A 15,178-nucleotide genomic window follows, 5' to 3' on the forward strand; every position below is an offset into this window, starting at 1 on the left:
TCAAGATCTCCGGCGGATGGCGCACCCACCACGGCGCCACCACCTGGCTCACCGTCCGCTCCTACATCTCCACCACCCGCAAAAACGGCCACAACACCCTGACCGCACTCCGCGCCGCCATCACCGGAAACCCCTGGCTACCAACCAACCTAGCCACCAGCTGACTAGTAACACGGACGGTTCTAACCGTCGGTACCACTCACGAGGCTGTGGTCAGGCGCGGAACGGCTCGATGGTCTTCGCCAGCTCGTCCAGACGCTCCAAGGTCTCCGCCTCGGGCAGCGTCGGCAGGATGAGGGAGACCTCGTCGACCCCGGCATCGGCGAGGCGTCGCAGCAGGTCGGGGTCGGCCGGAGCGCCGAACACGCTGATCCGGACGTCTTCGCGGCCCTGGTCGGCGAGCCAGGACCGGACGCGGCGCAGTTCCTCGGGCGGCGTCACGAAATGCGGCAACCAGCCGTCGGCGTGCTCGGCGAGCCGTTTGAGCCCGGCGGGGCCCTGACCGGCGACGTAGATCGGCGGATGCGGTTTCCGCACCGGCTTCGGCCACGCGTAGACCGGGTCGAAGTCGATGTGCTTGCCGTGGAACTCCGCCTCGTCCTCGGTCCAGATCTCCTTGAGCGCCTGGAGTTGCTCGGTCAGCAGCGTGCCACGGGTGCGCGGGTCGACGCCGTGATTGCGCATCTCCTCGATGTTCCAGCCCGCTCCGACGCCGAAGATCACCCGTCCGTCGGAGAGCAGGTCGAGGCTGGCGATCTCCTTGGCCGTGTAGAACACGTCGCGCTGGATCATCAGGGCGACCGCGGTGCCCAGCCGGAGATTCGAGGTGACCGTCGCGGCGGCGGTCAGCGCGATGAACGGGTCGAGGTTGCGCAGCGCGCCTCGCGGCAGCTCACCGGCGGGGTACGGGGTCTCCCTGCTGACCGGGATGTGGGAGTGTTCGGGCAGGTAGAGGGAGTCGAAGCCCTTCTCCTCCAAGGCCGCTCCCAGCACGTGCGGCCGGATTCCCTCGTCGGTCACTGACGTCGCGATACCGAAGTCCATGATCATCACGACCCCGTCGGCCCGCCGGTTATTCCCGGAGGCCTCACTCACCGGCCGCGACGCGGCGGGCGAGTTCGACACGGGACCGAACGCCCAGCGCGGTGAAGATGTTCCGCAGGTGGTGATCCACCGTCCGATGACTGATCACCAGCCGCCGCGCGATCTCCTTGTTCGTCTCGCCCGCCGCGACCAGCCGCGTGATGGCGTCCTGCTGCGGGGTGAGCCCGGCGAGCGACCGATGCGGCACGTCGACGGTCTCGCCGGTCGCCCGGAGCCCGGCGCGGGCACGTTCGGCGAACCGGGTCGCGCCGACGTTTTCGAAGCCGCGCAACGCATCGCGGAACTGGTCGCGCGCGTCCCGGGTCCGCCGGTGCCGTCGCAGCAGGGTGGCGTAGGCGAACCGCGTCCTGGCGAGTTCCCCCGCGCCGCCTGCCCGCCGGTGTGCCTCAATAGCCAGCCGGAAACGCCGTTCCGCCACCTCCGGATCCGGCTCGGTCAGCGCGTGGCAGCGGTGGCTCAGCGCGAGCCAGCAGGGTTCCGCACCGGCCAGGGTCCAGCGGTCGAACACCGCCAGCGCCGCCCGCGCACGTTCGGGCCGCCCGGAACAGACGGCCGCCTCGACGAGCTGCGGGGTGGCCAGCACGCGGATCACCGGCTGGTCGCCGGAAACCCCGGAAGCGAGATCTTCGAGCCTGCTCAGCGCGTCGTCGGGCCGGTCTTCGGCCAGGTCCAGACAGGCGTTCGCCCACGCCGCGACCGCGGCGGGCCTGCCGAGACCACGTTCGGCGATGCCCTCGGCCGCCTCGTCCAGTTCCGGTACACGGTCACCGAGGAGCGCGGAGGCCAGCCCCAGCAACGTCAGATGCTCCAGCCGCAGGTTGTGGGGCGCTCGCAAACCGTCGCGGGACGCCGCTCGCGCACACGGGATCCGGTCGAGCGCGATGGCCGAGAGCGACAGGTAGACCAACGCCCAGGGCAGTTCCGCGTGCCGTTTGCCGAGCCGCGCGCGGCTCACGGCCGCGGCCGCGTACTCGTGCGCCCGTTCCGCCTGCCCGCGGGCGAAGGCCGCTTCGGCGGCCCAGACGGCTCCGGCGACGTCGCCGTCGGCCATCCCCTTGTCGACGGCGTCCTTCAGCGGAGCGACGGCGTCGTCGTGACGTCCGGCGTAGACAGAGGTCAAGCCGCGGAAATGTGCGAAGGCCAGGTCGTCCCCGGCGGGGACCGTCCGCGCCAGGGCTCGGTAGCCGTGCAGATCGCCGCCGAGCCGCCGCGCCTCGCCTGCCAGCAGGAGCGCGGCGGCCGGATCGGACAGCAGTTCCGCCGCCGTGCCGAGTTCGTGGGTGGCGACGGCGGGATCACCGTCGCGCAGCTCGATCTCCCCGTGCAGCAACGCCACCGCGCCCGGTTCGGCGTCCACCCTGGACAGCAGCAGCCGCGCCCACCCCGGTCTGCCCGCCTGCCAGGCCGCGTCCGCCGCGGCCAGCTGCCGGGTCGCCCGCACGGACGGGTCGGCGGTCAGGGCGGCGGCACGTTCGAGCTGCCGCGCGGCGGCCGCGTGATCCACCGCCGATGCGGCGGCGAGCGCGTCGGCGAGGGGTGCGGACGGGGCGGCGGCCGCCATCGCGCGATGCCAGAGAGCGTCGGGCCCTTCCTCGGCGGAGGCCAGGCGCGCGTGCGCCGCCCGGCGGTCCGCCGGTGACGCCGCCGCGTACCACGTCGCCTTCCTCGCCGAAAAGTCCATACAGGTGGCGAGAAACCGGAGGCGCTCGTCGAAGCGCATCGCGTCCAGCTCGGCCGCGTAGCGGGGCAGGCGCTCCTGGAGGATCGGTGACACCGGCTCCCGCCCGGCCGCCTGCGCGGGGGTCAGGGAAGCCGCCAGCGCGATCAGATCGGCCGGATTCCCCTCGCCCAGTTCGACCAGCTGCGGGCGTACCCCGGCGGGCATCCCGCGATCGCGCAGCACCAGATCGGCGGCGGAATCGCTCAACGGCGTCAGCTCGACGGAGTCGAACTCGTCGGACCCGGATCGCGACGCGAGCACCATCCCGACCGGGACCCCTGCCAGTCTCCGGGCCGCGAAACCCAGTGCCGCCAAGGATTCCGGATCGACCCACTGCGCGTCGTCGACCCAGCAGATCGTCGGCGCCGAGACGCTGCCGAGCCGATCCCGCACCTCCGCGCCGCCGGAGACCGGCCCGCCGAACATCCGATGCAACGCGCCGTAGGGCAGCGCGTGCTCGGCCCGCAGGCCACGGACGCCGACGAGGCGGACGTCGCCCGTGGCGCCCAGAGCGGTGAACAGCGCGGATTTGCCGAGACCTTCCGTGCCGCGGACGAACACGGCGCGCCCGGCGATCGACCGCAGCCCGCCGAAGAGGTCGTCCCTGCCCCGCAGCGGGTGCACGGCGTCCCGGACAGGCATCGGCGCCTCCTCGAAATCCCTTTCGATGAAACACCAGGCGGAAGTGTTTCACAAGGTCTTGCTCGGCACGCGTCCTTCCACCAGCGCCCCGAGCAGCGTCGACGCCGCGTCGAGATCGGGTGTCCGGGAGGCGAGGACGTCCGAGTACAGGAACGCCTCCCCCAAGCGGACGATCGCGTAACAGAGGCTGTCCAGGCCGACCACGGGTGCGAAACCACCGGCGTCGACGTCGCGACGCAGCAGCTCGACGTGCGCCGCGATCACCCTCGGCTGGACACGTCCGTCCGGGTCGGTGAGCAGCCGGATCGCGAGCACCGGTTCGTCGTCGAGGAAGCGGCGGAACCCGGCGCTCGCCGCGAGGACGGACCGGTACTCGCGCATGATCGCGAGACAGCGCAGTTCACCGGCCGCGTTGCGCACCGTGTCGCCCTCTTCGCGCTCCCAGGTGCGCGCGGCGGCCGTCAGGGTGCGCTCGGACAGGTAGTAGAGGGCATCACCGAGCAGGTCTTCCCGGTTTCCGACGCGGCGGAACAGGGTGCTGCGCGAAATGCCCAGGTCCTGGGCGAAGGCGGACGTGTCGACGCGGGCGCCGCGTTCGATCCACCGCGCCGCGGTGCGGACTAGGTCCTCGGCTGAGGGATTCACGATCGCCGATCGTACGGGCGCCCGATCCGGCGAGGGCGCGCGCGGACGAAGACTGGCGATTTCGCCGATGCAGCCCGGTACGTCCGTTTGCCACAGTCCTGCACCACGGACTGTGTTCACCTGCGAACGGAGAGGGCACCATGCGTAGTACGACCCGGATCCTTTGTGGACTGGCCACCGTCGCGGCACTCGCTGTCGCACCGACGGCCTACGCCGCCGAGAACCCGTACGAACGGGGCCCGGCCCCGACGGAGAGCAGCATCGAGGCCTCCCGCGGCTCGTTCGCGGTCTCGGAGACATCGGTTTCGCGGGTGTCCGTCACCGGCTTCGGCGGCGGCACCATCTACTACCCCACCAGCACCGCGCAGGGCACCTTCGGCGCTGTCGCCATCTCGCCGGGGTACACCGCGACCCAGTCGAGCATCGCGTGGATCGGCCCGCGGCTGGCCTCCCAGGGCTTCGTGGTGTTCACCATCGACACCACCACGATCTACGACCAGCCGGGCAGCCGCGGCGACCAGCTGCTGGCCGCCCTGGACTACCTGACCCAGCGCAGCACCGTGCGTTCCCGCATCGACACCTCCCGGCTGGCGGTGGCCGGGCATTCGATGGGTGGCGGCGGTTCGCTCGAAGCCGCGCAGGACCGGCCGTCGCTGCAGGCCGCTGTCCCGCTCGCGCCGTGGAACACGCAGAAGTCGTGGCCCTCGCTGCGGGTGCCGACGTTCGTCATCGGCGGCGAGTCCGACACGGTCGCGCCGGTGGCTTCGCACGCGATCCCGTTCTACACCAGCATTCCCACTTCGTCTGAGAAGGCGTACATGGAACTGGACAATGCGAGCCACTTCTTCCCGAACACGGCGAACACGACCATGGCCAAGTACACGATCTCGTGGCTGAAGCGGTTCGTGGACAACGACACCCGCTACGAGCAGTTCCTCTGCCCCGCCCCGGACGACCGGGCGATCAGCGACTACCGCGACACCTGCCCGCACGCCTGAGTCCACCGGGTCCCGGCGCGCCCGCGCCGGGACCCCTTTCACCGTTGGGAGTTCCTGCGTGACCCTGTCGACCTTCGAGATGTCCGGCGTGTCGATGACCTTCGGTGGTCTCGTCGCGCTGTCCGACGTCTCCCTGACCGTCGAGCCGGGTCAGGTGCTCGGCGTGATCGGCCCGAACGGGGCGGGCAAGACCACGCTCTTCAACGTCGCGTGCGGTTTCGTCCGGCCTGACGCGGGCACGCTGGCCTGGCGCGGCACGGAACTGCGACGGCTGCGCCCGCATCATCTCGCCGGCCTCGGCATCGCCCGGAGCCTGCAGGAACTCGGTCTGTTCGGCCGGATGACCGTGCTGGACAACGTGCTCGTCGGCGCGGGAAAGCACGCGAAGGCCGGCTTCTGGTCGTCGATGCTGGGACTGACACGGGACGAGAAGGCCCTGGCCGAACGCGCGATGGCCTACCTCGAAGACTTCGACATCGCCGACGTCGCCCACCGCTACCCCGCCAGTCTCCCCTATCCGGTCCGCAAGCGGGTCACCCTCGCGCGGGCCCTGGTCGGCGAACCGGATCTGCTGCTGCTCGACGAACCGGCGGGCGGGCTGTCGGCGGCCGAGATCGCCGACGTCGGCACGCTGGTACGCGGCCTGACCGAACGCATGTCGGTGATGCTCGTGGAACACCACATGGATCTGGTGATGGGGGTGTGCGACGAGATCGTCGTACTGGACTTCGGCAAAGTGATCGCCCGCGGCACACCGGACGAGATCCGCGCGGACCCGGCGGTGCAGGCGGCCTACCTCGGCGAGGAGGTGGCCGGTGCTGACCGTTGAGAACCTCTCCGTGAGCTACGGCCCCGTCCGCGCGCTCGATTCCGTGAGCCTGTCCGCCGCCCCCGGTGAGATCACCGCGGTCCTCGGCGCGAACGGCGCGGGCAAGACCACTTTGCTGCGTGCCGTCTCCGGGCTCGTCCGGCCGACGGCGGGCAACGTCTCGCTCGCGGGCCGCGATCTGACTCGGGTGTCCACAGAGGACCTTCCCGCGCTCGGCCTCGCGCAAGTGCCCGAAGGCCGCGGCGTACTGGCGGAACTGACCGTCGAGGAGAACCTGCGGCTCGGCGCGCTCGGCTCGGGAAGCCGTGCGACAGCACGGCAGCTGCGGCGGATCTACGACCTCTTCCCGGTTCTCGCCGACCGCAAGAGTGGGCTCGCGCACGTCCTTTCCGGCGGCGAGCGGCAGATGCTGGTGATCGGCCGCGCGCTGTTGTCCCGGCCGAAGGTGCTCCTGCTCGACGAGCCGTCGCTGGGGCTCGCACCACGGATCGTGGCGCAGATCTTCGACCTCCTGCGCGGGCTCGTCCGCGACGAAGGCCTGGCCGTCGTGCTGGTCGAGCAGAACGCGCGCAGCGCCCTGTCCATCGCCGACCACGGCGTCGTGCTCAACCTCGGCGAGGTCGTCGTCCGGCGGGCGGCGGGCGACCTGGCCGCGGACGACGACCTGCGGCACGCCTACCTCGGATTCTGAAAGGGAACCCTGTGCAGCAACTGCTGACCACCGCGCTCACCGGGCTGACGCTGGGCGTGGTCTACGCCGCGTTCGCCCTGGCGCTGGTGCTGATCTGGCGGGCGACGCGGATCGTGAACTTCGCCCAGGCGCCGATGGCGATGATCACCACGTACGTCGCGCTGGTGCTGATCGACGCGGGCTGGTCGTACTGGCTCGGTTTCGCCGTCGCCCTGCTTTCGGGGCTGGTACTCGGCGCGCTGGTGGAGCGTTTCGTGGTCCGGTTCGTCTCCGGCAAGCCCGAGATCAACGCCGTGATCCTCACCCTGGGGTTGTTCATCGTGCTGCACGCGCTGGCCGCGCTGGTGTTCGGCTCGCGGTACCGGTCGTTCCCGGCGCCGTTCGGGCTCACCGGGTTCCAGGTCGGCGGTACGACGATCGCGCTGACCGGATTCGGCGTGTTCACCATCGCCGCCGTCGGTGTCGTGCTGCTCGGGCTCGTCTTGTTGTTCCGCGGCACCGATCTGGGCCTGCGGATGCGGGCCGCGGCCTTCGACCGGGAAGTGGCGCGCCTGCTGGGAGTGCGGGTCGGGCGGATGCTGACGCTCGGCTGGGCGCTGGCCGCGCTCGCCGGTTCGCTTTCGGGCCTGCTGATCGCGGGCGGCGGGCTCGTCCATCCGTCCTATATGGACGGTGTGGTGGTGTACGGATTCGTGGCGGCGGTGCTCGGTGGTCTGGACAGCCCGGTGGGCGCTGTCGTCGGAGGCGTCGTCCTCGGCCTGTCGTTGAGCCTGGTCAGCGGCTACGTCGGCGCGGAACTGGTGCCGCTCGCCGCACTCGCGATCCTCATGGTGGTCCTGCTGCTCAAACCCGGCGGGCTGTTCGCGAGCGTCCGCGAACGGAGGGTCTGACGTGCTGCGCGGACATCTGCTGATCGCCCTCGCCGCACTGGTCGTCGTGGTGCTCGTCCTGGAGAACACCGGCCCGTTCCTCACCGCGCAGTTCACGACGATGGCGTACTTCGCGATCGCGGCCGGCGGGTTGACCGTCCTGACCGGACTGAACGGGCAGCTTTCGCTCGGCCACGGCGCTTTGATGGCCGTCGGCGCGTACTCGACGGCGCTCCTGCTGAAGTCGGCCGCGCTGCCACTCCCGGTGATCCTGCTGCTGGCGACGGTGATCACGCTGGCCGTCGGAGCGCTCGTCGGCGTCGCGGCTGCGCGGTTGCACGGGCCGTACCTCGCCGGGGCGACCCTCGCGCTCGCCGTCGCCGTACCCGGGATCCCGTTGTTCTTCGGGGAAACGTTCGGCGGTGAACAGGGCCTGCCCGTCCGGATGCCCGAGATCCCCGCTTGGCTGGCCGACGCCGCGTACTTCGTCTCCGGCCAGGACCTCACGCCGATCCGTTACCTCGCTTACCTTTCCTGGCTCACCGTGATCGTCGTGTTCGTCCTGCTGGCGAATCTGTCCCGCGGCCGGGTCGGACGTGATTGGCGGGCGGTCCGCGACGAGGACGTGGCCGCCGAACTGGCCGGGATCGACCTCGGCCGCACGCGGGTCCGCGCGTTCGTGGTCAGCGCAGGGTGCGCGGGGCTCGCCGGAGCATTGATGGCGTTGTCGGCGCGGCTGGCGGCGCCGAACGGGTTCGCGCTGACGTTGTCGCTGCTGCTGGTGTCCGCGGTGGTACTCGGCGGTCTGGGGAGCCTCGCCGGAGCGCTCGCCGGTGCCGCGCTCCTGACCTTCCTGCCGCCGCTGGTGACCGGCGCGGGAACGGATCTCGGCCTGTCCGACGTGCAGGCCGCGCATCTGGCGCCGTTGATCTACGGCCTGGTCACCGTCCTGATCGTGCTGCTCGCACCGGCCGGTCTCGCCGGCGGGCTGCGGAAACTCATCCCCCGGAGGAGAAGTTCATGAAACGCTGGACCAAGACCGTGGCCGTCTTCCTGGCCGTCACGGTCACCGCCGCCTGCGGCGCGGGCGGAAGACCCGAAGGCGAACAGAAGGGCTCGACTGCCGGCATCACCGACACGACCCTCAAGATCGGCGCGCATTTCCCGCTGACCGGCGTCGCCGCGCCGGGCTACAGCGAGATCCCGAGCGGACATCAGGCCTACTACGACTACGTGAACGCGAACGGCGGCATCAACGGCCGCAAGATCGAGTTCGTGGTGAAGGACGACGGGTACAACCCCACGAACACCAGCGCGGTCACCAACGAACTGGTGCTCAAGGAAGAGATCTTCGCGATGGTCGGCGGCCTCGGCACGCCGACGCACAGCGCCGTCGTCGACTTCCTGAACAGCTCGAAGGTCCCGGATCTGTTCGTGTCCTCGGGATCGCTGCGCTGGGGCGACGATCCGAAGAAGGCGCCGTTCACCTTCGGCTGGCAGCCGGACTACGAGATCGAAGGCAAGATCATCGGCGACTGGGTGCGGAAGAACCTGCCCGGTGCCAAGGTCGGCCTGTTCGTGCAGGACGACGACTTCGGCCGCGACGGCGAAAAGGGCGCGCGCCGCTACCTCGGCGAGCAGATCGTGGAAGTAGCGAAATACTCGCCGGGCAACACCGACATCGCCCCGCAGATCGCGAAACTCAAGGCGGCGGGCGTGGATCTGGTGCTGGGGTTCACCGTTCCGTCCTACACCGCGCTGTCCCAGCTGGCGTCTCTGAAGATCGGGTTCAAGCCGAAGTGGTTCTACAGCAACGTCGGTTCCGATCCCGCGCTCGTCGGTTCACTGCTCGCGCGGTTCTCCGAAGGCAAGGTGACCAACGGCGCGTCGCTCATCGACGGCGTGCTCACGACCGAGTACCTGCCCGGTGTCGACGCGCCGGACAACGCGTGGACGAAGCTGTGGCAGAACGTCTGGAAGGCGCACGGCAAAGGCGGTGACCTGACGAACTACCGCATCTACGGGATGGCGCAGGCTTACACGTTCGTCCAGGCGTTGCAGGCGGCGGGCCGGGACCTGACCCGGGAGCGCGTCGTCGAAGTGCTCCAGCAGACCGGGAAGACGTTCGAAGGGCCGGGTCTCGCGCCGTTCCGCTACACCGGTGAAAGCCACCTGGGCATCTCCGGCATGTCGGTGGTCGAACTCAAGGGCGGGGCGGGCAAGGACCTGACGCCGGTCCTGGTGACCGATCTCGGCGAGGCACCCATCGAGGCGGACGACTCGGCGGCGAACGACGCACCGCCGCCGAACGGGATCCCGGTGGCGAAGGCGGGCAACTAACGCGGACACAGGGCCCGACCGCGTGCGGGCCGGCTCCCCGCCGCCCGGCACTTCGTCCAGGGCGTCGGGGATCTGCTGCGCCTTCACATCACTGGACGCCCTGGGCCACAGCGCCAGGGTTCGCCGGCACCGCGTCCAGCACAAGTTCCACGGTGGCAAGGAAACTCTCACGGGTGAAGCCGACAGGTTCGATGCGGCGACCGTGGCGAGCCAGCGCGGGAAAGTCCGCGGGGTCGGCGCCCAGCGTGGTCACCCGGAAGGCTTCCAGTCTCCGCTCTTGTTCTGCCGGGCCGCTGGAACGGCCGGCCGCGTGCGCGGAGATCAGGGACACGGACAAGGTCACGAGCCGGTGGTACCACTCCGGGACGAGTTCCTCGGGCACCCCGGCGTCGTCGAGGGCTTGCAGGGTCTCCTCGATCACCAGCCTGCTGCCGGGCCCGCTGCCCGGATAGTGACTGGCGTCCTTCGCCAGCTGCGGCAGCGCGGCGTACGCGTCCCACGAGCGCAGGATCAGGTCGACGAGCCGCGCGCGCCAGGTCCCCGTCCGCTGGTAGCCGTGCATGGCCCGGACCAGCACATGGTCCACGATCGCGAGCATCAGCTCGGTGCGGTTGCGGAAGTGGCGGTACAGGCTGGAGGAGTCGGTCCCCAGCTCGGCGGCCAGTTTGCGCATGCTGAACACGTCGTCCTCCGTGGAACCGGAGATCAGCTCCACGGCGGCATCCAGGATGGTCTGTTTGCTCCACCGCTGACGCATGGCGGCAGTTTAGTCCAGCGGAGTGAGCGCTCCGCAGCCGACGAGAGCAGCGTTGCACGCAACGTTGCACGCGGTGCGTGCAAGTGGTTCTATGAGCCCATGACCGAACTGCGCGAGCTGGCCGCCTTGCGGAACGGATTCGACGTCGACCCGGGCGTGCGGAGCAGGCGCGACGACGGCGAGGTGTACCGGGTGCGGTCGCCGTTGGGGCATGAGGCCACCCTCTTCAGCCGCTACGCCGATGTCCGGGCCGTGCACGGCGACGCGGAGCGCCTGCGGCTCGAACTACAGCTGGCGCTTCCGGCGTTGCTGCGGCGCTTTCCCGGGTTGCGCCTCGCCGATCCCGCCGCGGCACCCGACTTCAAGGACCGCGCGCTGATCCACGGTCTGCGGTCCCTGAACGTGACCTGGTGACCATTCCGAAAGGAACGACGTTGACCATCGACGAACAGCCTGCCGAAGACGGCTTTCCCGACCGTCTGGAGGTGGCGCAACGGTTCGGCGACCTCGCGCCGGACGGTACGACGAGCACGGTGGCACTGTCGCGCCTGTTCGAGCATCCCCGGGTCCGTCTGCGCTTCTCCCGCTTCGGCAAGCTCGTGGCGGACGGCGGGTTCAGGCCGTTCCACATCCTGTTCGCCGGCCAGCGGGTCGAACGGCGGGCGGTGTTCGGCAAGACCGGCGCGACCGTCCGGATCGGCACCGGTATCCGGGCGATCGGCCGGACCTCCTACACCTACGGTCAGGGCATGTTCGACGGCGGACGACTCGTCGCCACGGCCGAGGCCACCATCGTGCTCGCCGACAGATCCGGGCCGATCACCTTGCCGGACGAACTGCTCGCCGACCTCGAAGAGCTGCGACTGCCGGGAACGAATGCGGCGGCCGCGGCGAAACCCGATCCACGCCGCCGCGAACGGGACCGCTACCCGGCCGCGGCCGCTGTCCGCGCCCGGGTCGGGGACGTCGACCTCAACCGGCACGTCAACTACATCGCCCAGCTGGGCCTTTACGACGAGGCGATCGCGTCCCACGCGCATGGCCTCCTGGGAGACGGTGCCGTCGAAAAGCTCCCGCACTACCTCCCTTGGCGTTACGAAGTGAACTACCTCGGCGAGGTCCTTTACCCCGGCACCTACGACATCGGGATCGCCGTCAACGGACACGACGAACACACCGTGCACTACGAACTGGGGCTTTTCGACGGCGGCCGATGCCTGGGGACCGCGGACGCCTCCGCACCGCGCGGGGCGCTTTCCTTCACCACCGCCGGTGCACGCTAGGGCGTGCTCTCGGGTGAACGCTCGCCGCGGCCCCGGTCACTTCGCGGGCAGCACCCGGCCCCGCACCTCGCCGAACCCGATCCGCGCGCCGTTCGCGCCGGGCGCGGTCCCGGTGATCACGACCTCGTCGCCGTCGAGCAGGAAGGTGCGCTCCTCCCCCTTGACCGTGAGGGGTTCCTTTCCGCCCCAGGACAGTTCGAGGAACGCGCCGCGCTGGTGCTTCTCCGGTCCGGAGATCGTGCCGGAGCCGTACAGGTCTCCCGTGCGCGACGACGCGCCGTTGACCGTCAGGTGCGCGAGCATCTGGGCGGGCGACCAGTACATCTCGCGGAAGGGCGGGCGGCTGACCTCCTCGCCGTTCCATTCGATGACCAGGTCGATGTCGAGGCCCCACGGCGCGGTCTCCCGCAGGTACGGCATCGGCTCCGGGTAGACCTGGCCCGGCAGCGGGATCCGCGCGGCCTCCAGCGCCAGGATCGGCACCACCCAAGGGGAGATCGAGGTCGCGAAGCTCTTGCCGAGGTGCGGGCCCAGCGGAACGTATTCCCACGCCTGGATGTCGCGCGCCGACCAGTCGTTGAGCAGGACGGCGCCGAAAACGTGGCGGGGGAAGGCATCCGGGGTGATCGGGGTGTTCAGCGGGGTTCCGGTACCGACGACGAAACCCAGCTCCGCCTCGATGTCCAGCCGTGTGCTCGGCCCGAACACCGGCGTCGCTTCGGCCGGGGTCTTGCGCTGACCGTTCGGGCGCACGACGTCCGTGCCGGAGACCAGGACCGTGCCGGACCGGCCGTGGTAGCCGACCGGGAGGTGCTTCCAGTTGGGCAGCAACGGTTCCGCGTCGGGGCGGAACAGCCTGCCGACGTTCGAAGCGTGGTGCTCGGAGGCGTAGAAGTCGACGTAGTCCGCGACCTCGATCGGCAGGTGCAGGGTCACCCGTCCGACGGGATGGACCGCGCCGTCGGGGAGCTCACCGGAGACCAGGGCGCGGATCCGCTCACGGACCGCCACCCAGCGGTCGTATCCCTGTGCCATGAACGGATTCAGCGACGACGCGGCGAAGACGTCGTCACCGAGCGCCGCGGCCAGGTCGAGGACGGAATCCCCGACACGGACGCCGACGCGGGGGGAACCGCCGTCGACGGAGAACACTCCGTACGGCAGGTTGTCGATCCCGAACAGGGAGTCTGCGGGGATGTCGATCGTGGTCATGCCACTCCTCGGGGCGCCTCGAGCAGGCCGAGTCCGGCCAGCTCGGTCAGGGGGTCGGTGATACTGCAGGTGCCGAACGACGTGAAGCCCGCGCGGACCGCGGCGATGCGATCCGGATCCAGTGCCCGCAGCCGCTCGGCGAGGACAGACCCGTCTCGTTCGGCGAGGACGGCTTCGGCGTCGCCTCCGACGAGGACGGCGTCGGTGGCGAGCATCAGGTTCAGGAAGCCGTGCTGTTCGAAGCCGGTCGCCGGGTCGGTGTTGCGGAGCGCGTGGTGCAGCCCGGCGGTGGCCTTGAACGGAACGCCCGCGCCGACCGCCGCCCGGACCGCGGCGGCGAGTTCGGCTTCGCCCGGATACAGGTCGGCCCGGACGCCACCGGTGCGGAACTTCGCGCGGTGCCCGGTGCCGGAAAGGGCGGTCAACAGCGGGACACGCCGGTCGTCACGCGGGATCTCGACGTAGACCGGGGCGGTGGCACCGGAAAGCGCGGCGAGCAGCTCGTCCGGCCCCATCCCGTCAGGGACGGCGATCTCGAGCGCGTCGAGCTTCACCGGCAGCGCGGCGACGGCTTCGAGCACGCCGCCGAGCCGCGCGGGCCCGCCGGGCAAGGTCACCGCGACCGGCAACGGGACTTCGCGGTCACCCAGCACCTCGGCGAGCTCGTCGAGCGCGGTGGCGGCGACCACCAGCGGTCCGACGAGGCCGGCGTACCAGGCGGAAACGTGCTCGTCGTGCGCCGTGACGGCGTCCGGCAGCGGGGCCAGGCCCGGGGGGAACACCGCGGCGTCGTCGCACAGCCCGGCGAAGAGCGCGGGAATCCGTCCGCCGTCCACCATGTCTCCTCCTCGCCGATTTAGTTCACACTTTTACTACCTATCGAGCAGCGTAGTCCGGTCCTCTGGGCGACGGGAAGGGTCCGTTGGGGCTGAAGGGGACTTTCCCCGCATCCGACGCGGTGAAGGGCGCTTTCCTCACATCACACGCGGTGAAAGCGTCCTTCAGCTCCGGCCTAGATACGGCTCCGGGTGCCGAACTCGGCGCGGCTGGTGATCAGCTTGCCCAGCAGCATCACGAGGATGCGCTGTTCGGTCTCGGTCAGCGCGTTCGTCCAGCCGAATTCGCGTTCATTGTGCTCGCGGAAGACCGACACCATCTCCTCGTGCCCCGCCTCGGTCAGCGACAGCTGCACCGACCGGCCGTCGCGTTCGTCCGGGACCCGGTGGAGCATCCCTTCCGCCACCAGAGTCTTGACCAGATTCGACACCGCCGCCCGGCTCATGCCGGTCAGCCGGGCCGTGCTCGTCGGTTCGAGCGGTCCGGCGAGCCAGACCACGAACAGCAGCCGGAACGCCGACCAAGACCGGCCACGCGGGCGGTGCACCGCGGCTTCGAGGTCGTAAGTCACCAGGTCCGAGGCACGGTTGAGGGTCAGCAGCACCTCGGTCGCCAGCTGGTGCCGGAAGCCGTACTCCTGCGCGAGCCGACGGTTCGCCAGCGCCACGAACGACCAGAAGTCCAGTCCGGCCGACTCAACGTCTTCCATCGCCGAACACTAACCCCGTCTGGCGAAAATGGTCAAAGTCTGAACTATCTGGGGCGACAGCGCCCCTGGAGTCCCGGGGTGCCGTTGCTCGCAAGTCCGTGAAGGCCTCCTCAGGCCTCAGGAACACCTTCACAGCAGTCGCGGTGAAGCGCGCCGGTACCGAATCGCTCGGTGGTCGTGAGTGGCGATTCGGGTTACTGAGGGGTAAGGCAAAGGTGTCGGGTCGACGAGGGCGCGAGTTGTCACTCAGGGTGAGGAGTGTGTGGAAATAGGGACGCTCAACATCCCTATTTCCACACACCCCCTGTCCGACTGTCGTGACCGGTCCGACCACGACAGGACTGTGTGGATTTCTGGTCATCCAACGCACCAAAATCCACACAGTCGAGGTCAACGACCCGGTGTCGCGCAGAGTCACCGACACCGTCCACAAACACGCCAGGTTTGCCTTACCCCTCGATAGAACCCGAATCGCCACTCACGACCAACCGCACCTAACTCCGAACCCCACCCCCTAGAGCTTCCTCCACTCAAGTCCCGCG

Annotated in this window: 15 protein-coding genes; 8 read left to right on the forward strand and 7 right to left on the reverse strand. The window is 69.9% G+C overall.

The annotated features are described in order from the left end of the window. Positions 1–213 precede the first annotated feature (213 nt). The 3 genes from ACZ6YV_RS00005 to ACZ6YV_RS00015 are packed head-to-tail and all read right to left on the reverse strand — an operon-like array spanning position 214 to position 4,111. A complete protein-coding gene (locus ACZ6YV_RS00005) occupies positions 214–1,044 on the reverse strand; it encodes an LLM class F420-dependent oxidoreductase (protein ID WP_465508490.1) in 831 nt (276 codons plus the stop codon). A 43-nt stretch (positions 1,045–1,087) separates the two neighbouring features. Continuing rightward, complete coding sequence (locus ACZ6YV_RS00010; RefSeq protein ID WP_465507530.1) at positions 1,088–3,466, reverse strand: LuxR C-terminal-related transcriptional regulator; 2,379 nt, start codon at positions 3,464–3,466, stop codon at positions 1,088–1,090. A 48-nt stretch (positions 3,467–3,514) separates the two neighbouring features. Further along, complete coding sequence (locus tag ACZ6YV_RS00015) at positions 3,515–4,111, reverse strand: QsdR family transcriptional regulator (protein ID WP_465507531.1); 597 nt, start codon at positions 4,109–4,111, stop codon at positions 3,515–3,517. Positions 4,112–4,251: 140 nt separating this feature from the next. On the opposite strand from ACZ6YV_RS00015, the gene bdeA reads away from it, so the two are divergent. From bdeA to ACZ6YV_RS00045, 6 genes are all read left to right on the forward strand, one after another. Continuing rightward, positions 4,252–5,109: a bis(hydroxyethyl) terephthalate hydrolase gene (bdeA, locus tag ACZ6YV_RS00020; protein ID WP_465507532.1), complete on the forward strand. Its 858-nt coding sequence runs from the start codon at positions 4,252–4,254 to the stop codon at positions 5,107–5,109. A gap of 79 nt (positions 5,110–5,188) precedes the next feature. Continuing rightward, on the forward strand, positions 5,189–5,938 hold the full coding sequence (locus ACZ6YV_RS00025; protein WP_465508491.1) for an ABC transporter ATP-binding protein: 750 nt from the start codon (positions 5,189–5,191) through the stop codon (positions 5,936–5,938). Then, positions 5,925–6,629: an ABC transporter ATP-binding protein gene (locus ACZ6YV_RS00030; RefSeq protein ID WP_465507533.1), complete on the forward strand. Its 705-nt coding sequence runs from the start codon at positions 5,925–5,927 to the stop codon at positions 6,627–6,629. Before ACZ6YV_RS00025 ends, ACZ6YV_RS00030 begins: the two co-directional genes overlap by 14 nt. Positions 6,630–6,640: 11 nt before the next feature. Then, entirely contained in the window at positions 6,641–7,519 is an 879-nt protein-coding gene (locus ACZ6YV_RS00035) for a branched-chain amino acid ABC transporter permease (protein ID WP_465507534.1), read from the forward strand. A 1-nt stretch (position 7,520) separates the two neighbouring features. Then, positions 7,521–8,522 (forward strand): branched-chain amino acid ABC transporter permease, encoded by a 1,002-nt coding sequence (locus tag ACZ6YV_RS00040; RefSeq protein ID WP_465507535.1) that lies wholly within the window; start codon positions 7,521–7,523, stop codon positions 8,520–8,522. Beyond that, positions 8,519–9,838, forward strand: a complete 1,320-nt coding sequence (locus ACZ6YV_RS00045) for an ABC transporter substrate-binding protein (protein WP_465507536.1) — start codon at positions 8,519–8,521, stop codon at positions 9,836–9,838. The genes ACZ6YV_RS00040 and ACZ6YV_RS00045 overlap by 4 nt, the downstream gene beginning before the upstream one ends. 88 nt (positions 9,839–9,926) lie before the next feature. Here the strand turns inward: ACZ6YV_RS00045 and ACZ6YV_RS00050 are convergent, their stop codons facing one another. Continuing rightward, entirely contained in the window at positions 9,927–10,595 is a 669-nt protein-coding gene (locus tag ACZ6YV_RS00050) for a TetR/AcrR family transcriptional regulator (protein ID WP_465507537.1), read from the reverse strand. 99 nt (positions 10,596–10,694) lie between these two features. On the opposite strand from ACZ6YV_RS00050, the gene ACZ6YV_RS00055 reads away from it, so the two are divergent. Beyond that, positions 10,695–11,009, forward strand: a complete 315-nt coding sequence (locus ACZ6YV_RS00055; protein ID WP_465507538.1) for a hypothetical protein — start codon at positions 10,695–10,697, stop codon at positions 11,007–11,009. Further along, the gene (locus ACZ6YV_RS00060) at positions 11,006–11,878 is read left to right on the forward strand and encodes an acyl-CoA thioesterase (protein WP_465507539.1); all 873 of its coding nucleotides are present in this window, start codon (positions 11,006–11,008) and stop codon (positions 11,876–11,878) included. Before ACZ6YV_RS00055 ends, ACZ6YV_RS00060 begins: the two co-directional genes overlap by 4 nt. Before the next feature lie 36 nt (positions 11,879–11,914). Here ACZ6YV_RS00060 and fahA read toward each other — a convergent pair whose 3' ends face one another. The 3 genes from fahA to ACZ6YV_RS00075 all read right to left on the reverse strand — a co-directional run bounded on the left by fahA (position 11,915) and on the right by ACZ6YV_RS00075 (position 14,636). Next, positions 11,915–13,090: a fumarylacetoacetase gene (fahA, locus tag ACZ6YV_RS00065; protein ID WP_465507540.1), complete on the reverse strand. Its 1,176-nt coding sequence runs from the start codon at positions 13,088–13,090 to the stop codon at positions 11,915–11,917. After that, complete coding sequence (locus ACZ6YV_RS00070) at positions 13,087–13,929, reverse strand: hypothetical protein (RefSeq protein WP_465507541.1); 843 nt, start codon at positions 13,927–13,929, stop codon at positions 13,087–13,089. The genes fahA and ACZ6YV_RS00070 overlap by 4 nt, the downstream gene beginning before the upstream one ends. Positions 13,930–14,102: 173 nt before the next feature. Then, positions 14,103–14,636: a MarR family winged helix-turn-helix transcriptional regulator gene (locus ACZ6YV_RS00075; protein ID WP_465507542.1), complete on the reverse strand. Its 534-nt coding sequence runs from the start codon at positions 14,634–14,636 to the stop codon at positions 14,103–14,105. Positions 14,637–15,178: the final 542 nt, after the last annotated feature.

This window comes from Amycolatopsis sp. NPDC102522, assembly GCF_055584485.1.